This window comes from Micromonospora sp. NPDC005252 (genome assembly GCF_042872475.1).
Taxonomy (GTDB): Bacteria; Actinomycetota; Actinomycetes; order Mycobacteriales; family Micromonosporaceae; genus Micromonospora.
The window spans coordinates 282,872-301,307 of record NZ_JBIAKN010000004.1; the positions used below are offsets into that span (position 1 = coordinate 282,872).

Genomic DNA, 18,436 nt, shown 5'->3' on the forward strand with positions numbered 1-18,436 from the left:
TGCGCGACGGGGAGTGTCATCGACGCACCACGGGCATGCGTCCAAGACGGAAATCGTAGGGAGCGAACTCGTTGTTCGGCACGTTGACAGGACGCATCGGAGTGGCCGCCCGCAGCGCGCTGCTGGTGTTGTCCTACCTGGTCATGCTCGTCGCCGGCGTCTTCGGTTGGGTCGGCCTGTTCGCCGTCGCCGGACTGGCGGCGGTGCTCGGCGAGTTCGCCGTCGCCCGCTGGTCCCCGCAGTCGCAGCTGTTGCTGGAGAAGGTCGGCCTGCACTGGTCGTACCGGCAGTTGACCCGGGACCTGGCGGCCGTGCTGCTGGTCGCCGCGGAGGTCACCCTCGACGGCACCGAGCTGAGCCTGCTGCTGATCCTGCCGGCGGCGGTGTGGGTCGTCTCGGTGTTCGCCGGCGCGCTCTCCACCATGATCGACCGTCGTAACCCGCTGTCGGCCCTGGTGCGCAACATCGAGCTGGGCCCGCTGCGCTCGGCCCCTCGGCCGCCGGCCTGGGCGGCGGCGGTCGCGGGCGAGCGGATGCCCCTGCTCAACGTGCTGCTGGTGCCGGCCGCGGTGGCCGCCGCGGTGCAGCACGATTCGATGCCGTTCCTCGTGGCCGCCGCGGTGACGGTGGCGGCGACCGCGGTGGTGGGCGCGATCATCGCGGTGACCTGGCTGCGCGGCCGGGGCTCCGGGCAGGGCCCGTTGCTGCCCGCCGTGCAGCGCTGGCTCGACACGTACCGGCCCGAGGTGGCGCTCTACTTCGCCGGACCGGCCAAGGACGTCTACCAGGCCAACATGTGGCTCGCGCCGACCGAGGCGCTGAACCAGCGCGCGGTGGTGCTGATGCGCAGCCGGGAGGCGTTCAACGAGCTGGCCGACACCCGGCTGCCGGTGATCTGCGTACCGGCCGGGGTGGACTTCATGAACCTCGAACTCGGCAGCGTCCGCGCGGCCCTCTACGCCGCGAACGTCGGCGCGAACATCCACATGCTGCGCGAACCCGGCATGAAGCACGTCTTCGTCGGGCACGGCGACAGCGACAAGCAGGCCAGCGTCAACCCCTACAGCAAGGTGTACGACGAGGTCTGGGTCGCGGGCCTGGCCGGCCGGGAGCGGTACGCCCGCGCCGGGGTGGGCGTGCTCGACGCGGACATCGTCGAGATCGGCCGGCCGCAGCTGGCCGGGGTGCACACCTTCGGCGCCGAGTCGGTGGACCGGCCGTTCACCGTGCTCTACGCGCCCACCTGGGAGGGTTGGCTCGACGACGACCCGTACCACACCTCGCTGGTGCTGATGGGTGAGCGGATCGTCAAGGGCCTGCTGGCCACCAACCCCCGGGTGCGCCTGGTCTACAAGCCGCACCCGCTGACCGGGTCGCGGTCCAAGGCGGCCAAGGCCGTGCACGACCGGATCGTCGAGGCGATCAAGGCCGCCGGCGGCAACCCCAACGCCGCGTCCCTGGACGGCACCGCGCACCTCGTGGTGACCGGCCGTACGCCGGCGCTGTTCGACTGCTTCAACCAGACCGACCTGCTGATCAGCGACGTGTCCAGTGTGGTCTCCGACTTCGTGCAGAGCCAGCGGCCGTACGTGGTGGCCAACCCGGCCGGCCTGCCGGAGGACGAGTTCCGCCGCGAGTACCCGACCGCGCGGGCCGCGTACCTGCTCTCCGCCGACTGTGGCGAGCTGGAGAAGATCGTGGCGGTCACCCGGGCTGGCGACGACCCGATGACCGAGGCACGCCGGGACCTGAAGACCTACCTGCTGGGGCCGGCCGAGGCCAACCCCATGGACCGGTTCGCCGAGGAGATCTCCCGCCTCTGCCGCTGACCCGCGCGTACGACGTCCCGCGCCCGGCCCGACATCAGTCGGACCGGGCGCCGTCGCGTCAGTCGAGCAGGGCGGCGACCGCGTCGGCGACCGGTGTGTCGGCGGGCAACGCGCGGGCCGTCACCACAGCGGTCAGCGGCAGCGGTCCGTACAGGTGCGGGAAGAGCTGCCCGCCCCGCGACGGTTCCCAGCGCAGGGCGTCGCCCAGCCGGTCGGCGTCCACGCCCAGCAGGGTGAGGCCGGTGGCGCCGGCGAAGTGCCGGCGGGCCGTCTCCACCACCTGGTCGGCGGCGGAGAGGTGGATGAAACCGTCCTGCCGGTCCACGGCCGAGCCGGCGACGGCGCCGGCGGCCTGGGCGTCGTCCCACTCGACGGTCGGCAACAGCTTGTAGATCACCTCCGCAGACTACGTCGCCGATGTCGCGCTGCAAGAACGTCGGCCGGTGCGCGTTTCGGCCGTACCGCCGCCGACGCCCGTCGCCGCCCGGCATGCTCAGGTGGAGCGGCCGGAAAGGGGTGGACGATGGCGAGCTACGACGACGACTGGACCGACAGCCAGCGCGGGTTGTACGACGAGTGCTACCGGGCCGGCGGTGAGTGGGCCGAGGACCCGGACACCCCGTCCGACGACGTACAGCATGTGATCAACCTGGCCGAGGCGGACGACGACGCCTTCGACGACGCCGAGATCGACTTCCCGCCCCTGGTCGACGCCGTGACCCAGGCCAGCGGGGTCAACGTCACCAGCGTGCCGGCCCGGCACGACGACCCCGGATTCCGGGGCTTCGCCGACGGCGTCCGCGACGCGGTCGCCGACGACGTCTTCGGTCTGTAGCCGACCCGACCGGGAGGGCGGCCCTCCCGCTCGCGGCACGCTTCTGCCACCATTCGCAGGACGGCTGCGACGGATGGGGGCACGGTGCGGATCCTGCTGGTGGAGGACGACCGCCGGGTGGCCGCCGCGCTCTCCTCCGCACTGACCCGCCGCGGCTACCAGGTCGAGCACGCGGCCACCGTCGCCGCGGCGCTCTCCGCCGCCCCCTGCGACCTGGTGCTGCTCGATCTGACCCTGCCCGACGGGGACGGCACCGACGTGTGTCGCGAGCTGCGCCGACGCAGCAGCCAGCTCGGCATCATCGCGGTGACCGCGCGGGGTGAGGAACGCGACCGGGTGCTCGGGCTGCGCCTCGGCGCGGACGACTACGTGGTCAAACCGTTCTCGATGGTGGAGCTGCAGGCCCGGATCGAGGCGGTGCTGCGCCGGGCCGCGAACGCGGCGCCCGAGCGGCACCTGATCGAGGCGGGGGCGGTGCGCATCGACGTGGCCGCCCGCACGGTGACGGTGGCGGGGCGCGCGGTCACGCTGACCCGCAAGGAGTTCGACGTACTGCTGTCGCTGGCCCGCCAGCCGGGGGTGGCGGTGCCCCGCGACCGCATCCTGCTCGACGCCTGGGGCACCACCTGGGCCGACCGGCACACCGTCGAGGTGCACGTCGGGTCGTTGCGCGGCAAGCTGGGCGACGCGCGCCTGGTGGAGACCGTCCGCGGGGTCGGCTACCGGCTGCGCGATGCGTGAGGGGCCGCCGTGCGCCGTCGACTGGTGATCAGTTATCTGCTGCTGATGGTGCTCGTCCTCATCGCGTTGGAGAGCCCGCTCGCCGTCACCCTGGCCAGCCGGGAGACCGAGCGGGTGCGCGCCGACCGGCTCGCCGACGCCACCCGGTTCGCCTCGCTGGCCGGGCCGGCGTTGCGCGGCGGCGAGCCCGGCCCGATCGGGGCGGAGCTGCGCAGCTACGACGAGCTGTACGGAATCGGCGCGGCGGTCGTCGACCGGGACCGGGGCATCGTCGTCGACTCGGCGAGCTGGCAGTCCACGGGGACCGCCACGGTGCTGGACGTCGCGCTCTCCGGGCAGCAGGCCAGCGCGCCCGAGTCGGTCTGGCCGTGGTCGGCCGGGCCGGTGGTGGTGGCGGTGCCCATCAACGACGGCGGTGAGGTCCTCGGCGCGGTGGTGATCGTGACCCCCGCCGACGAGATCCGCCGGGCCGTGAGCACCTGGTGGCTGCTGCTCACCCTGGCCGGCCTGCTCGTCGTGCTGGCCTGCGTGCTCACCGCGTTCGGGCTGGCCGGTTGGGTGCTGCGCCCGGTGACCGAGCTGGACGCGGTCACCCACGAGATCGCCGAGGGCGACCGGGGCGCGCGCGTGCAGCACCGGCTCGGCCCGCCGGAGCTGCGTCGACTCGCGGCCAGTTTCAACCACATGGCCGACGTGGTCTCCGATGTGATGGACCGACAGCGTGCGTTCGTCGCACACGCCAGCCACCAGCTGCGCAACCCGCTCACCGCGCTGCGGCTGCGGGTGGAGGAGCTGGGTCCCAGCCTCACCGACGCGGACGGGCGCTCCGAGCACCGGTTGGCGCTGGAGGAGACCGACCGGTTGGCGCTGGTGCTCGACGCGCTGCTCACCCTGGCCCGGGCCGAACGGGAGGAGAACGAGCGGGTCACCGTGGACGCCGCCGCCGTGGCCGCGTCCCGGGTGGCCGCGTGGGCGCCGTTGGCCCGGCACCGGTCGATCGCGCTGCGGCTGGCCACCAGCGACGCCCCGGCGTACGCGCGGACCGTGCCGACCGCCGTCGACCAGGCGCTGGACGCGCTGATCGACAACGCGGTGAAGTTCAGCGGGGCCGGCGGGGCGGTGACGGTGACCGTGGCCCGCCGTGACGACGGGGTGGCCCTGGAGGTGCGCGACACCGGCCCGGGGATGACCGAGAGTCAGCTCGGCCAGGCCACCGAGCGGTTCTGGCGAGCGCCGGACGCGCAGAACGTCGACGGCGCCGGGCTCGGCCTGACCATCGCCGCTGTGCTGGTCGACGCCTCCGACGGCCGGCTCACCATGCGGCCGGCCGAGCCGCGCGGGCTGGTCGCCGGCCTGTGGTTCCCGGCTCCCGAGCCCGAGCCCGAGCCGGCGGGGGAGCCGGCGGACGAGGACCCGTCCGTCGACCTGCGGCCCGCCCGGGCCCGGTAGCGGCCCGACCAGGGCGGCGGGCGCCTCTCGGCGCGGCCGGCGACAGTCAGGGTTTGGCGGCCCGGTACCAGGCGGCGGCACCGGGGTGCAGCGGCAGCGGCGCGGTGGCGATCGCCGAGCGGGGGCTCATCCGTCCCGCCGCCGGGTGCGCCGCGCCCAGCTCGGCCCGCCGCTCCATCAGCAGCCGGGTCACCTCCCGCACCAGCGGCTCCGGCAGGTCTGCCCGCACGATGAGGTAGTTCGGGTCGGCGACAGTGGTCACCGGGTTCATGCCGTACACCGAGCGGGGGATGTCCCGGGAGACGTAGACCTGGCCGTAGCGGGCGCGCAGCGGCTCCGTCCACTCACCGAGGTCCACGATCCGGGTGGCGCTGCGCCCGGCCAGCTCCTCGATGCCCCGCACCGGCAGACCGCCGGAAAAGAAGAACGCGTCGATACGCCCCGAGCGCAGGGCCGCCACCGAGTCGTCCAGACCGAGCCGTTCCCGGCGTACCGTGTCGCCACCGAGCCGGGCCACCTCCAGCAGCCGGGTGGCGGTGATCTCGGTGCCGGAGCCGGGCGCGCCCACGGAGACCCGCCGGCCGCGCAGGTCGCCGATCGTGCGGACCGGCCCGCCGTCGGTCGTGACCAGGTGCAGCTGGTCGTCGTACACCCGCGCCACCGCGTCCACCGTCGGGCTCTGCGTCGGGCTGGCGGGCAGCACGTCGGCCTGGGTGAAGCCCAGCTCGGCTGCTCCGGAGCCGACCAGGCGGACGTTCTCCGCCGAGGCGGCGGTGATCACCACGCTGGCCCGTACCCCGGGCAGTTCCCGGTTGAGGATGGTCGCGAGAGACTGCCCGAACGCGTAGTAGACGGCGGTGGGGCTGCCGGTGGCGATCCGGATCGCCACCGGCTCGGCCGGGTCGTCCCGGCAGCCGGCGGCAGTGAGGGCCGCGACCAGCACCAGCGCCGCCGCCCCCGCGCGGCGCGAACCGGCCCGACCCGACGAGGTACGACTCACGCGGTGCACTGTGCGCGCTCCGGCGGGCGCGCGCAAGCCCGTACCCGTCGATGCCGCCGTGGGTGCGGCGCGGGCTCCGCTCAGCAGACCGGGTGGCGGGCCGGCTCGGGCACCGCGCCGCGGGCCGGCTCCATCGACGCGCTGCGCAGGATGCGCGCCCGGTCCGGCCCGTCGGCCACGCTGACCAGGAAACAGCCGGTGCCCGGGCGGAGCACGGCCGGCACGTCGAGCACGGCCGCACTGCGGATCAGCACGGCGGCCAACTCCCGGTCGGTGAGCCGCACACCGAGGATGTGCCGCCGCACGTGCCGCCCGCCGGCCAGCAGCGCTGAGCGCCACGCCGCCGCCGCGAGCCGGGACATCCACCGGCGGCGGGCCGGCGAGGCGCCCGGCACGGGACCGCCCAGCAGCTCCCGACGCCCCTGCCACCAACCGGCATCCACCATCCGGGCGTACGCCCCCCGGTGCTCCGGTGGCACCCAGAGCCGGTGCAGCTCGTAGCGGCGGCGCAGACCGCCGACGGCCACCTCCTGGGTGACCGGAATGTCGAGGCGGGCGAGCAACTGCCGCATCCGCTGCGCGGCGTCCTCCCGGTTGAACTCGACCCCCGGCGCGTGCGACGGCAGCGCGGTGCCCGACCGGGCGCCGGTCGCCGGCGCCGTGCAGCGCAGCAGGCAGGCGGCCTCGAACGCGTCGCCCAGGGTCAGCCAGTCCAGCGGGGGTGGCGTCGCCGGCGAACGGGGCCGGTCGAGCAGGGCGGGATCGCGGGCCAACGGAGGCTCCCTTGTCGGAGTCTGGGTTCCCCTACCGTGGCCCCTGCGCGGCCGTTGCGGAACGCCTCCCGTCCAGCCTTGAGGAAAATTTGCGGCTCCCGCGCCGCTACAGGTCGGTGACCACCAGGTCCACCTGCCGGACCCGACCGGGGACGGCGGGTTCCTCCACCACTGTGTGCTTCAGCTCCCGCAGCGTGCCGATCAGCTCCGCGGCGGTGCGCGGTCGGGCCCCGGCGACCAGCAGGTCACGCACCAGCCGCCCCTTGGTCGCCTTGTTGAAGTGGCTCACGACCGAGCGGACCGGCACACCGTCGACCTCCCGCTCGTGCAGCACCCGTACGGTCACCGTCCGCTCGGCCAGTGCGCCGCGCGGCGTCCAGGTGGCGGCGTACGCGCCGGAGCGCAGGTCCAGCACCGGGCCCCGACCGGCCGCCTCGGGCAGGACCGGCGCCAGCTCCGCGCGCCAGTGCGCCGACAGCGCCCCGACACCCGGCAGGCGCGCGCCGATCGGGCAGCGGTACGGCGGGATCCGGTCGGCGAGACGCACCGCCCCCCACAGGCCGGAGCTGATCAGGATCGACCGGCGGGCCGCCCGCAGCGCCGCCGACGGCAGCGTGGCCAGCTCCAGCGCCTCGTAGAGCACCCCGGTGTAGAGCCGCTCGGCCGGCGCGGTGGCCGCCGCGCGCAACCGGGCGTTGCGGCGCAGCTCGCCCCGCTGGCCGTCGCTGAGCCCGAGCGCCGTCCGCGCCGCCTCCTCGTCCGGCCCGGCGCTGAGCGCGACGAGCGCGTCGAGCACCCGCTCGCGGGCGGGGTTCAGCTCCGGCAGCGAGAGCTTGTCGGGGGTCCACCGCCGTCCGGTGCCGGCGTCGGCCTTCCCCTCCGAGGGCGGCAGCAGGATGAGCATCGGGTCTCCTCGGGCGGGTGAAGCGGCAGCCCGGCCAGCGTACGACCCGCCGCTAGCGCCAGGGCCGCACCGGGGTGTCGGGGTGGTACACGCGATAGCCGCCCACCTCGCGCACCGGTGCGGCGTCGGGCCGGTCGGCGAGCAGCCGGCGCAGCCGCCGGTCCATCGGCGAGTCGATCTCCACCACGTAACCCGGCCGGGCGGCCCGCCCAACCTGCCGCCAGTACGGGCGGTAGCGGTTCTGCCCGGGGGACAGGTCCCCGTCGAGCACCCCGCAGACCACCGTCTCATCGGTGTTGAAGATCAGCCGGTTGCAGGTCCAGTAGTCCCCGTACACCTCGTGCGGCCCGTCGGCGCGCAGCGCGGCGGCCAGCTCCCGGGCCTGACGCTCCTCGGTCCGCGACGCGGCGGCGCCGGTGGTCGCGAAGAGCACGGTGACCACAAGCGTCGTCGCGGCCAACGCCGCCAGCACGGCGGTGGCGAGCGCGCCGGCCAACCGGCCGAGCACGCCCACCGTGCCCCGCCAGCAGGCCAGGGCCGCCACCCAGAGCGGCCACAGCACCGCCGGCAGCGACAGTTGCAGCACCGACAGGTAGCGGGCGTTGGCCAGGGGACTCGTCGCGGCGAGCGGGCTGCGGACGTACGACAGCAGGGTCAACGCCGCGCCGACGACAAGCGCGAGCTGCACCACCGGCCCGACCCGCGCGCCACGCGGCGTGCCGGCGACCCGCGTGCCGGGCCCCGCGGCCTGCCTGTCGCGCGGCATGCTGACGGCCCGGCGGTACGCGAGGAGCGCGAGCGCCGCGGCGGCCACCAGCAGCACCGGGTACAACACGCCGAACCACTGCTGCCACCGGCCGCAGCCGTCGACCGGGCAGAGCCCGTGCGCCAACGGCACCCCCTCCAGCAGGCCGCCCCGGATCCGGTCGGTCCACGGCGGCAGCGGGCCGGCCTTGGTGCTGACCTCCCGGAACACCGTCAGCGAGTCCTCACCCGGCCCGGCGCGCAGGTTGTCGACGATCATCGGCGCGGTCCCGGCCACGAAACCCGCCACCAGCAGCAGTCCGGACCAGCCGAGCAGTTCCCGCCGCACCGCCCAGACCAGGGCCACCGCGGCCACCGCCAGGTACGGCAGGATCAGCCAGTCCGACCAGGCGGCCAGCCCGACCAGCAGCCCGAACAGGGCGACGGTGAGTCGACGGTGGCGCACCGTCCCGGCGGCCAGCCCCACCGTGATCAGCAGCATCAGCAGCACCGCCGGTTTCACCTCCGGCCGGCCGCCGACCACTGTGAGCTGGTCGCGCACCACCCGCTCCGGGCCCAGCGCCAGCAGGCCGACGACGAGGACGGCGAACCACGGCGAGTAGAGCCGGCGGGTGAGCCGGTACACGAGGTAGAGGAAGACCGCGTACAGGGCGAGCATCGGCAGCCGCAGCACCGGCCAGCTCGGCCCGGCCACGGCGAGCAGCGGCGCGGCCAGGTACGACTCCAGCATGCCCATGTAGTGCTGGCCGTAGAGGAAGACTGGGTGTTCCCGGCCCTGCCCGATGTGCAGGGCGGCCAGCCCGAAGGTCGCCTCGTCGCTGTTCGACGCCGGCACGGTGTACAGCGTGAGGACCAGCCGGTACCCGACGCCGACCAGACCGAACAGCAGCGCGACGAGCGCCGGCCGGTCGAGTCGCGGACGCCACCGCCCGCGGTGCTGCTCTGGATGCGACACGACCACGCCCCCGTCGTCGTCCCGACCGGAGTGTTTCACGGACCACGAGCCGGTCGGGGTGGTTCCGCCCAGTCCGGACCGGCTCGCGTGGCCGTGACCGTCGACGTGTGGCAGGGTTGGCGCGTGCCACCCACACCCGCCGGCCAACTGACCGTGCCGAACCTGCACCGGGCCGCGCGGATCGAGGACGCCGTGCACCAGCTCGTGGAGCGTCGGTTGCGGCGCACCGGCTGGCGGATGAACATCGTCGCCTACACCGGCTACGGCCGTCCGGGCTGGGTGCGGGTGATGTGCCGGGTGCTGCTGGGTCGTCCGGACACCCGCCAGCGGGGCCGGCTGGACAAGGTCCGGGGCTGGCGCAGCTTCGCCACCCTGCCCGCCAAGCACGTCACGGTGCAGATCGAGGCCGGCGGGGTGCGGCACGAGGCCCAGGCCGACCGCAGCGGTTTCGTCGACACGCTCGTCGAGGCCGACCTGCCGCCCGGGTGGGGCACCGTCCGGCTCAGCGTGGCGGACGCCGAGCCGGTCGACGCGCCGGTGCGCATCATCGACCCGGACGTGAAGTTCGGCATCCTCTCCGACATCGACGACACGGTGATGGTGACGGCGCTGCCCCGGCCGCTGCTCGCCGCGTGGAACACGTTCGTCCTCGACGAGCACGCCCGCAACGCGGTGCCCGGCATGGCGGTGCTCTACGAGCGACTGGTCACCGCGCATCCCGGCGCCCCGGTCTTCTACCTGTCCACCGGCGCGTGGAACGTGGCGCCGACGCTTACCCGGTTCCTGTCCCGGCACCTCTACCCGGCCGGGCCGCTGCTGCTCACCGACTGGGGTCCGACCGCCGACCGCTGGTTCCGCAGCGGCATGGAGCACAAGCGCTCCACCCTGGCCCGGCTGGCCAAGGAGTTCCCCGACGTGCGCTGGCTGCTGGTCGGCGACGACGGCCAGCACGACCAGGAGATCTACCGGGAGTTCGCCGCCGCCCACCCGGAGAACGTCGCCGGGGTGGCGATCCGCAGGCTGTCCCCGACGCAGTCGGTGCTGGCCGGTAGCCTGCCCGCCCCGGCCGGCCGCCCCTCGTCGGGGCCGGTGGGGCAGAAGTGGCTGTCCGCCCCGGACGGCGCCGGCCTGTGGCAGTTGCTCCGCGACGCCGGCCTGGTCTGAGGCATTCGTTGCCGACCTAGCGGCCTTCGAACACGTCCTCCAGAACCAGTCTCGCCCGACCCGGCACCTCTTCCTCCGGAAAGATCTCGGCGCAGAGACCCAGGGCCTCCTCGGGGCTCGTGAGGCCGAGGTGGTCCACCAGGAAGCGGATGTCTTCGGCATCCCGACGTCGTGCGGCGAGGACTTTCATGGCGAGCAGGTGCTCCGGGGACGCCGCCGAAACCCGCAAGCCCGGATGATCGAAGACGCGTGGTGCCTCCGGATCCCCGCCAGCGGCGACGTACACGCTTGCCTGCTCGTTCAGCCACCACTGCGGCAGCCCGAGTTCATCGGCGACAGCCCGCGCTTCGTCGAGCACGATGCCGTGTGGCTGAAACACGGCATCGATGTCCCTGGTTGCCCGACGGGCGTCGTAAGCGAGTGCCATGGCAGCCCCGCCGAAGATGTACAGGTCGGCGACCACGCCCCGCCTGGCCAGCCGGTCACCGAGCCTGCGGAAGGCGTCCTCGATGGCAGTGCGGTCGAGCAGTGGGTCGTCGGCGCTCACGCGACCTTCAGCTCCTCTGGGGAGATGAACACCCCACGTCGCCGGAACGCCGCAGGCGCGTGCACCACGGCGTCGACGCGGGCAGCGCGGGTGTTGAAGGGGAACCAGAATCGCCGCAGCGACCGCGTCTCGACCCAGGCGGGTGCGCCGCGCCCGTCCCGGGCGGCAAGGTACTCCGTCAGTGCCGCGAGGAAGACGTCCCAGTGGTCGTCACCTGTCGGGGCCGGCTCCTGGATCAGTAGGTCAGCACGATGCTCGGAAGGTTCCCAGCCGTACTCCTCCAGGAACTCCGCTACCAGCCGCCACCGCCTGGTGTCGTCGGCCCCGACGAGCAGGACGCCCAGGTGTGCCATCGTCATTGGCTCGTACCTCGTAGGACGATTGCTCACAGCATCAACGCTAGTACAAGGCTGCGCCAATCCGCCGCAAGGCCCTCCCTGTCGGGGGCAGAGCCAGACGGCACCGAGTGTGGCTACCTGCGCGGGTGGGATAGTCATCCGGGTCTCGGCGCGGACCCCCCGAGGCCGCCCGCCAGATCCGACGCCGCTCCGGCGGGCGGCGGTGGGTTGCCAGGCTTCGCTATGGTCCATGGCGACCCGCCTATCCTGAGCCGGGGAAGCGGGGTGGATGGTGCTGCGGCCGATAGGCCCTTATCCCGATGTCGCGTGTCAACGGCTGGAATCGCCGGTTGGCTTGGCGGACGGTGAGGTCTTTTCCTCTTGATCGAACGTGGTGGTTCGGATTGACCTCGAGCGCTATTCAGCATCGGTACGTGGCGAGGCGTGGATCGTAAGGGTAGCCGTGCAGTAGGGCGATTACCGACAGTGTTTGGCGGCAATGACATGGCGCGGCGCGCAGTTTCCTTAGCGGTGGTGATGGCTGTGATCATGCTGTCGGGATGTGCGGGCAATGGATCGAATGACCCCAGCGGCAGGTCTGACGAGACGGCCGCGCAAGTCCTGGCGGCATACGATCTTCCCCTGCCCGAATGTGCGCGACAGGCAGCCAGCTTCTGGGACAGTCCGGACAACCTGAATAGGAGCCTTGTCTACAGAGGTGCCGTTGACTTGTCGTGTCTGGAGCAGGCGCTGGCGGTGGTCGGCGTCGATCGGGGCGAGTTGCTTCCATACACGCAGTTGCCGGCCTGGTCCGGGTCAATTGGGGAGAGGTTGCCTCAGCGGAGATTGTTGGCACCACGACGATCGTTCCGGCAGCTGCTTCTCGCAAGGAGATGCAGGTGGACGTCCATCTCGTGGAATCGAGCCCTGCGTTGCTCTTCCTCCATGCGATCTGTAGTAGAGCCGCTGAAAATCGGCTGCGCCGGAGGCTTCCACCCTCTTGTCTGGTCAGGAGGCTGATGACGTGGAAGAGTTGACGGCTATCACGCAGACAGCAAGGTGGCGACTGGCGGTGCGGAGCTTCCGGCTTGCCCTCGTCATCTTTCCGTTGTTGATCATCTTGACGTTGCTGGCAGGGTTCGATGACCTGGAAACCACAGTCGAACCGTTGGCCGTGATCCTGTTCGTCATGGGCGGAATTGTGGTGATCACCGGATGGTTTGCGGCGATCCTGCTTGTCCGAGACACCACGAGGATGGCTGTGGGGAAGTCCGGGCTTGTCGATCCGGTTCGCACCTGGCTTATGATGCAGCACCTTGTCAGAGACATCTGCAACTTCCGAAGATGGTGAGACAGGTCGAGCCGGCTCTGGAAACAAGCTGCGCCTTGATCACTTGATGCTGACCAGTTCCAGGAGCCTCCTGGCAACTGGTCAGCATTAAGTGATTATGAGGCTGGGGGCGGTGCTCAGCTCTGGCGGAGCCAGACGACGCCCAGCGGGGGGACCTGGAGGGCCGCGGACGCGACCATGCCGTGCCAGGGCACGTCCTCGGCGTGCACCTCGCCCAGGTTGCCCACGCCCGACCCGCCGTAATGGTGGGCGTCGGTGTTGAGCACCTCCGCCCAGGTGCCGCCGGCCGGCAGGCCGATCCGGTAGTCGTGCAGCGGAGACGCGGAAAAGTTCGCCACGCACACCAGCGTCGAACCGTCCGGGGCGATCCGGACGAAGGACACGGTGTTGTTGGCGACGTCGTCTCCGGCGATCCAGCGGAACCCGGCCGGCTCGGTGTCCTGCGCCCACAGCGCCGGGGTGTCCCGGTAGACCCGGTTCAGGTCACCGACGAGCCGCTGCACGCCGGCGCGGGCCGGGTCGTGCAGCAGGTACCAGTCGAGGCCGCGCTCCTCGCTCCACTCCCGGTCGTCGGCCAGCTCGGAGCCCATGAACAGCAGCTGCTTGCCCGGGTGCGCCCACATGTACGCGAGCAGCGCCCGGACGTTGGCCAGCCGCTGCCAGGTGTCGCCGGGCATCTTGCCGGCCAGGGAGCCCTTGCCGTGCACGACCTCGTCGTGGCTGATCGGCAGCACGTAGTTCTCGCTCCAGGCGTACGCCAGGGAGAACGTCAGCTGGTGGTGGTGGTGCTGGCGGTAGATCGGGTCCTTCGAGGTGTAGAGCAGGGTGTCGTGCATCCAGCCCATGTTCCACTTGAACCCGAAGCCCAGCCCGCCGTCGGCCGTGGGTCGGGTGACGCCCGGCCAGGCGGTGGACTCCTCGGCGATCATCACGACCCCGGCGTGGTGCTTGTAGACGGTCGCGTTCACCTCCTGCATGAGCGCGATGGCCTCCAGGTTCTCCCGACCGCCGTACTGGTTGGGGGCCCACTGGCCCTCGTCGCGGGAGTAGTCCAGGTAGAGCATCGAGGCGACCGCGTCGACCCGCAGCCCGTCGACGTGGAACTGGTCGCACCAGTAGAGCGCGTTGGCGACCAGGAAGTTGCGCACCTCGTTGCGGCCGAAGTCGAAGACGTACGTGCCCCAGTCGGGGTGCTCGCCGCGCCGCGGGTCGGGGTGCTCGTAGAGCGGGGTGCCGTCGAAGCGGGCCAGGGCCCACTCGTCCTTGGGGAAGTGCGCGGGCACCCAGTCCAGGATCACGCCGATGCCGGCGGCGTGCAGGGAGTCGACGAGGTGGCGGAACTCGTCCGGGTCACCGAAGCGGGACGTCGGCGCGTAGTAGCCGGTCACCTGGTAGCCCCAGGAACCGCCGAACGGGTGCTCCATCACCGGCAGCAACTCGACGTGCGTGAAGCCCAGCTCGGTGACGTACGCGGTGAGCTGATCGGCCAGCTCGCGGTAGCCCAGGCCGGGCCGCCAGGAGCCGAGGTGCACCTCGTACACGCTCATCGGCTCCTGGTGCGGCTGGCGCTCGGCCCGGCGGGCCAGCCAGTCCGCGTCGTTCCACCGGTAGGTCGAGTGGTGCACCACCGACGCGGTGGCGGGCGGCACCTCGGCGTACGCGGCCAGGGGGTCGGCCTTGTCCCGCCACTTTCCGTCGGCGCCGAGCACCCGGTACTTGTAGCGGGCACCGACCCGGGCGTTGGGGACGAACAGCTCCCAGACGCCGCTGGAGCCGAGCGACCGCATCGGCCAGCCGTCGTCCGGACCCCAGCCGGTGAAGTCGCCGACCACCCGCACTCCGCGCGCGCTGGGCGCCCAGACGCTGAACGCCACGCCCTCGTCGAAGACCCGGGCGCCGAGCGCGTCCCACAGCCGCTCGTGCCGGCCCTCGCCGATCAGGTGCAGGTCCAGCTCGCCGAGCGTGGGCGGGTAGCGGTACGGGTCGTCGTGGACGGTGCCGTCGACCTCCACCCGGTAGTCGAGCACGGTGCCTTCGATGTGGGTCTCGAAGACGCCCAGGTCGTGCACCCGCTTCATCGGGTGCCGCTCGTCGCCGACGAGCAGCAGCACGTCGCCCGCGCCCCGGCGCATCGTGCGGATCGTCGTCCATCCGTCGGCGGGGTGCGCGCCGAGCAGCGCGTGCGGGTCGTGCGTCACGCCGGTGATCAGCTGGTCCATCGGTCGTCCTTCGGGGCGGCGTCGGTCGGTGCGGAGGCGGACGGGCGGGGCTTCGCCGAGCGGGCCGCGGATGCGCGGGCGGCCGCGGAGCGGGGCGGGGACGGGCGGGCCGCGGGCCGGCGCGCAGCCGCCGTCGTGCCAGCGCCGGCCGTCGGTGCCGGGCTCGTCGGTGCCGGGCTCGTCGGCGCGGTGCCGCCGGACAGGTCGTCCGGGACGTCGGCGACGGTGAGGTCCGCCAGCTCGGCGCCCGCGGGTGCCGGCGCGGCGGGCGGGGTCGGACGGCGGACGGTCAGCACATGCGCCGGTTGCAGGTACGGGTCGAGCCGCACCGCGTTGCGCTGACCCCAGTCGTAGCTGGTGCCGGTCAGCTCGTCGTACACGGTGAACCGCTCGTGCCAGTCGAACCCGAGCTCCGGCATGTCGAGCGTCGTGTTGCCCCACTGCACCACACGTGGGTCGAACGAGCAGATCACGATGACGGTGTTGCCGGTGTCCGGATCGTGTTTCGACCAGCAGAGCAGCGCCGGGTTGTCGATCTCGTGGAAGCGCAGGTTACGGAGCTGGTGCAGGGCCGGGTTGTCGCGGCGTACCCGGTTGAGGGTGGCCAGGAACGGCGCCAGCGAGCGGCCCTGCGCCTCGGCGCCGGCCCAGTCGCGGGGGCGCAGCTCGTACTTCTCGTTGTCCAGGTACTCCTCCGCGCCGGGGCGGGCCACGTGCTCGAACAGTTCGTAGCCCGCGTACAGGCCCCAGGAGGGGGAGAGCAGCGCGGCCAGCACCGCCCGGATCTTGAACATCGGCGGGCCGCCGTGCTGCAACGAGGAGTGCAGGATGTCCGGCGTGTTCGGCCAGAAGTTCGGCCGCATGTGGTCGGCCGACGCGACCAGCTCCTCGCAGTACTCCCGCATCTCGGCGGCCGTCGTGCGCCAGGTGAAATAGGTGTACGACTGCGTGAAGCCGATCTTGCCGAGCCCGTGCATGATGGCCGGCCGGGTGAACGCCTCGGCCAGGAACAGCACGTCCGGGTCGACCTTCTTGACCTCGGCGATCAGCCAGTGCCAGAAGTCGAACGGCTTGGTGTGCGGGTTGTCCACCCGGAAGATCCGGATGCCCTCGCCCACCCAGTGCAGCACCACGCGCAGCACCTCGGCGCGGATGCCGTCGGGGTCGTTGTCGAAGTTGACCGGGTAGATGTCCTGGTACTTCTTCGGCGGGTTCTCCGCGTACGCGATGCTGCCGTCGGCCCGGGTGGTGAACCACTCCGGGTGCTCGGTGACCCACGGGTGGTCCGGCGCGCACTGCAACGCCAGGTCCATCGCCACCTCCAGGCCCTGCGCCGCGGCCGCCTGGATGAAGGCGCGGAAGTCCGCCGGCGTACCCAGGTCGGGGTGGATCGTGTCGTGGCCGCCCTCGGCGGCGCCGATCGCCCACGGCGAGCCCACGTCGGTCGGCCCGGCGGTGAGCGCGTTGTTGCGGCCCTTGCGGTTGATCCGGCCGATCGGGTGGATCGGCGGCAGGTAGAGCACGTCGAAGCCCATCGCCGCCACACCCGGCAGCCGCTCGGTGGCGGTGGCGAAGGTGCCGGAGCGCCCACCCGCCGCTCCTTCGGAGCGCGGGAAGAACTCGTACCAGGCCGAGAAGAGCGCCCGCTTGCGGTCAACCCAGAGGGTGTACGCCTCACCGGCGGTCACCAGCTCCCGCACCGGGTGCTCCCAGAGCAGGTCGGCCAGGGCCAGGGCCGGGTCGACCCGCTGCGGCAACGGCAGGTCGGTGTCGACCAGCGCGGTGAGCGCGTCGGCGACCCGGGGCCGGTCGGCGGCCGGCACCAGCTCCCGGGCGGCGGCCAGCACTCGCGCGCCCTCGGCCAGGTCGTTGGCCAGGTCCTCCGGACCCTGCCCGGCGGCGATCTTCTTGGTCACCGCGTTCTGCCAGGTCAGGTACGGGTCCTGGAACGCCTCGACGGCGAAGGTCCATTCGCCGACCGCGTCCGGCGCGATGGTGGCGTGCCAGCGGTCCTGGCCCGGTTCGCCAGGGCGCATCCGGGTGAACGGGCGTTGCTCGCCGTCCGGGCCGGCCCACACCACGTTGCAGCCCAGCGCGTCGTGCCCCTCCCGGTAGGCGCGCGCCGACACCGGGACCGGCTCGTCGACGACTGCCTTCGCCGGGTATCGCCCGCACGAGACGACGGGGGAGACGTCTTCGATCGGGAACCGTCCTGTCACCCCGCCAACCTACTGTGCGAGATCCCTTCGCGCGCGGCCAAGCACCCCGCTCAGCCCCCCGCGCGGTTCATCGGACGCACCGCGTAACGGTAGGTGTCACGTATCGTTCGTATTACGTGACGGAGGTACAGAGCATGCGGTTGAACAGCAAGGGCCAGGTGACCATCCCGGCCGCGCTGCGAGCCCGTTACAACCTGCACGAGGGCGACGAGGTCGACGTGGTGGAGGAGGGCGGGGCCCTGCGCATCGTGCGCGTACACGGCTCCGACACCCGGGGTCAGCGACTCGTCCGCCACATGCGCGGTCGGGGCAGCGCCAAGGAGACCGAGCACATGTCCACCGAAGAGTTGATGGAGTTGCTGCGTGGCGAGTGAACGGCTCCGCGCGGTGCCGTCGCGTGCATCCGACGCGGTGACGACCCTGGTCGACACCAATGTGCTGCTGGACATCCTGACCGACGACGCCAAGTGGGCGGAGTGGTCCGGCGCCGCCCTCGCCGAGGCCCGCGACGCGGGCAACCTGGTGATCAACCCCATCGTGTACGCCGAGCTGTCGGTCCGTTTCGCCCGCATCGAGGAGTTGGACGAGGCATTGCCGGCAGGGGACTTTCTGCGCGAGGAGCTTCCGTACCTGGCCGGCTTCCTCGCCGGCAAGGCCTACGCGCGGTACCGCAAACTGGGTGGCACGAAGCGGTCGCCGGTAGCAAATTTCTACATCGGCGCGCATGCCGCCGTGTGCCGGTACCACCTGCTGACCCGTGATGGGGCGCGATACCACACGTACTTCCCAACCCTGACGCTGATCACGCCGGTCGACTGACCGCCCCGCCCCGCCCCGCTCCCGGAGCGCAAGCCAAGATCCGCACGCCTTCGGGGAAACTGCTGCCTCAACGCGCGCCGACGCAGCAGTTTCCCCGAAGTTGCGCGGATCTTCACGAGGAGCCTGTGGTTTCAGGCGAGCGGCGACGATCCGTGGCACCTCAGCAGCATCACCCTCGGCGTGTCGCACTGCTCAGCTGACAACGATCAACGAAGTCGGGGTATGTCCTCAGGCTCAGGCGGGCGGGTTCGGCGCCACGAACGAGCCCTTGCCTTGGCGAGTGACGATCCAGCCTCGCTCCTCCAAGATCCGCAGGGCGTAACGCACCGGCCAGGCGCTCGACTGGTACTGCTCTCGCATCTCGGCGATGGAGGGCAGCTTGTCGCCCGGCTGCAACGTGCCGGCCTGAATCGAAGCAGCAACGTCATCGATGATCTGCTCGTACAGCGGTGCTTGCGGCATGGTGGCGCCACCTCTCGTCAGCGCACCGATCTTCGCACTGTGGGTAACTCACCGTGCATGCTCTGT

At 72.1% G+C, this 18,436-nt stretch carries 18 protein-coding genes; 8 read left to right on the plus strand and 10 right to left on the minus strand.

What is annotated here, in order from left to right; genetic code table 11:
• Window positions 1–71 precede the first annotated feature (71 nt).
• Window positions 72–1,829, plus strand: a complete 1,758-nt coding sequence (locus ACFYPH_RS14305; RefSeq protein ID WP_387181839.1) for a CDP-glycerol glycerophosphotransferase family protein — start codon at window positions 72–74, stop codon at window positions 1,827–1,829.
• 58 nt (window positions 1,830–1,887) lie between these two features.
• On the opposite strand, the gene ACFYPH_RS14310 is transcribed toward ACFYPH_RS14305, so the two are convergent.
• Complete coding sequence (locus ACFYPH_RS14310) at window positions 1,888–2,226, minus strand: DUF952 domain-containing protein (RefSeq protein WP_354862097.1); 339 nt, start codon at window positions 2,224–2,226, stop codon at window positions 1,888–1,890.
• Between the two features lie 126 nt (window positions 2,227–2,352).
• Here ACFYPH_RS14310 and ACFYPH_RS14315 point away from each other — a divergent pair, with 126 nt between their 5' ends.
• The 3 genes from ACFYPH_RS14315 (at window position 2,353) to ACFYPH_RS14325 (ending at window position 4,854) form a co-directional block, all read left to right on the plus strand.
• A complete protein-coding gene (locus ACFYPH_RS14315; protein WP_007457840.1) occupies window positions 2,353–2,664 on the plus strand; it encodes a hypothetical protein in 312 nt (103 codons plus the stop codon).
• 84 nt (window positions 2,665–2,748) lie between these two features.
• On the plus strand, window positions 2,749–3,405 hold the full coding sequence (locus ACFYPH_RS14320) for a response regulator transcription factor (protein ID WP_039907784.1): 657 nt from the start codon (window positions 2,749–2,751) through the stop codon (window positions 3,403–3,405).
• Window positions 3,406–3,414: 9 nt separating this feature from the next.
• Complete coding sequence (locus ACFYPH_RS14325; protein WP_387181844.1) at window positions 3,415–4,854, plus strand: ATP-binding protein; 1,440 nt, start codon at window positions 3,415–3,417, stop codon at window positions 4,852–4,854.
• Window positions 4,855–4,900: 46 nt separating this feature from the next.
• Here ACFYPH_RS14325 and ACFYPH_RS14330 read toward each other — a convergent pair whose 3' ends face one another.
• The 4 genes from ACFYPH_RS14330 to ACFYPH_RS14345 form a co-directional block, all read right to left on the minus strand.
• On the minus strand, window positions 4,901–5,863 hold the full coding sequence (locus ACFYPH_RS14330) for a TAXI family TRAP transporter solute-binding subunit (protein ID WP_387181847.1): 963 nt from the start codon (window positions 5,861–5,863) through the stop codon (window positions 4,901–4,903).
• A 71-nt stretch (window positions 5,864–5,934) separates the two neighbouring features.
• A complete protein-coding gene (locus ACFYPH_RS14335; protein WP_363936670.1) occupies window positions 5,935–6,627 on the minus strand; it encodes a hypothetical protein in 693 nt (230 codons plus the stop codon).
• A gap of 106 nt (window positions 6,628–6,733) precedes the next feature.
• Window positions 6,734–7,531 (minus strand): peroxide stress protein YaaA, encoded by a 798-nt coding sequence (gene yaaA, locus ACFYPH_RS14340; RefSeq protein ID WP_387181850.1) that lies wholly within the window; start codon window positions 7,529–7,531, stop codon window positions 6,734–6,736.
• A gap of 52 nt (window positions 7,532–7,583) precedes the next feature.
• Window positions 7,584–9,251, minus strand: a complete 1,668-nt coding sequence (locus tag ACFYPH_RS14345) for an ArnT family glycosyltransferase (RefSeq protein ID WP_387181853.1) — start codon at window positions 9,249–9,251, stop codon at window positions 7,584–7,586.
• Window positions 9,252–9,374: 123 nt separating this feature from the next.
• On the opposite strand from ACFYPH_RS14345, the gene ACFYPH_RS14350 reads away from it, so the two are divergent.
• Window positions 9,375–10,415 carry an App1 family protein gene (locus ACFYPH_RS14350; protein WP_387181856.1) on the plus strand — a complete coding sequence of 347 codons (1,041 nt, stop codon included), beginning with the start codon at window positions 9,375–9,377 and terminating at the stop codon, window positions 10,413–10,415.
• A 16-nt stretch (window positions 10,416–10,431) separates the two neighbouring features.
• Here ACFYPH_RS14350 and ACFYPH_RS14355 read toward each other — a convergent pair whose 3' ends face one another.
• A complete protein-coding gene (locus ACFYPH_RS14355) occupies window positions 10,432–10,962 on the minus strand; it encodes a DUF6036 family nucleotidyltransferase (protein ID WP_354856705.1) in 531 nt (176 codons plus the stop codon).
• Complete coding sequence (locus ACFYPH_RS14360; RefSeq protein ID WP_354856706.1) at window positions 10,959–11,321, minus strand: hypothetical protein; 363 nt, start codon at window positions 11,319–11,321, stop codon at window positions 10,959–10,961. The genes ACFYPH_RS14355 and ACFYPH_RS14360 overlap by 4 nt, the downstream gene beginning before the upstream one ends.
• Before the next feature lie 1,003 nt (window positions 11,322–12,324).
• Between ACFYPH_RS14360 and ACFYPH_RS14365 the strand changes: the two genes are divergently transcribed.
• Window positions 12,325–12,651 carry a hypothetical protein gene (locus ACFYPH_RS14365; RefSeq protein ID WP_387181859.1) on the plus strand — a complete coding sequence of 109 codons (327 nt, stop codon included), beginning with the start codon at window positions 12,325–12,327 and terminating at the stop codon, window positions 12,649–12,651.
• Between the two features lie 116 nt (window positions 12,652–12,767).
• Here ACFYPH_RS14365 and glgB read toward each other — a convergent pair whose 3' ends face one another.
• The gene (glgB, locus tag ACFYPH_RS14370; protein WP_354856709.1) at window positions 12,768–14,870 is read right to left on the minus strand and encodes a 1,4-alpha-glucan branching protein GlgB; all 2,103 of its coding nucleotides are present in this window, start codon (window positions 14,868–14,870) and stop codon (window positions 12,768–12,770) included.
• A complete protein-coding gene (locus tag ACFYPH_RS14375) occupies window positions 14,858–17,089 on the minus strand; it encodes a maltotransferase domain-containing protein (protein ID WP_387181863.1) in 2,232 nt (743 codons plus the stop codon). Before ACFYPH_RS14375 ends, glgB begins: the two co-directional genes overlap by 13 nt.
• Before the next feature lie 116 nt (window positions 17,090–17,205).
• On the opposite strand from ACFYPH_RS14375, the gene ACFYPH_RS14380 reads away from it, so the two are divergent.
• Together ACFYPH_RS14380 and ACFYPH_RS14385 are read left to right on the plus strand one after the other, a co-directional pair.
• On the plus strand, window positions 17,206–17,463 hold the full coding sequence (locus ACFYPH_RS14380) for an AbrB/MazE/SpoVT family DNA-binding domain-containing protein (protein ID WP_354856713.1): 258 nt from the start codon (window positions 17,206–17,208) through the stop codon (window positions 17,461–17,463).
• On the plus strand, window positions 17,453–17,908 hold the full coding sequence (locus tag ACFYPH_RS14385; protein WP_387181867.1) for a type II toxin-antitoxin system VapC family toxin: 456 nt from the start codon (window positions 17,453–17,455) through the stop codon (window positions 17,906–17,908). The genes ACFYPH_RS14380 and ACFYPH_RS14385 overlap by 11 nt, the downstream gene beginning before the upstream one ends.
• A 234-nt stretch (window positions 17,909–18,142) precedes the next feature.
• Here the strand turns inward: ACFYPH_RS14385 and ACFYPH_RS14390 are convergent, their stop codons facing one another.
• Window positions 18,143–18,370, minus strand: a complete 228-nt coding sequence (locus ACFYPH_RS14390; RefSeq protein WP_354856718.1) for a winged helix-turn-helix domain-containing protein — start codon at window positions 18,368–18,370, stop codon at window positions 18,143–18,145.
• Window positions 18,371–18,436 lie beyond the last annotated feature (66 nt).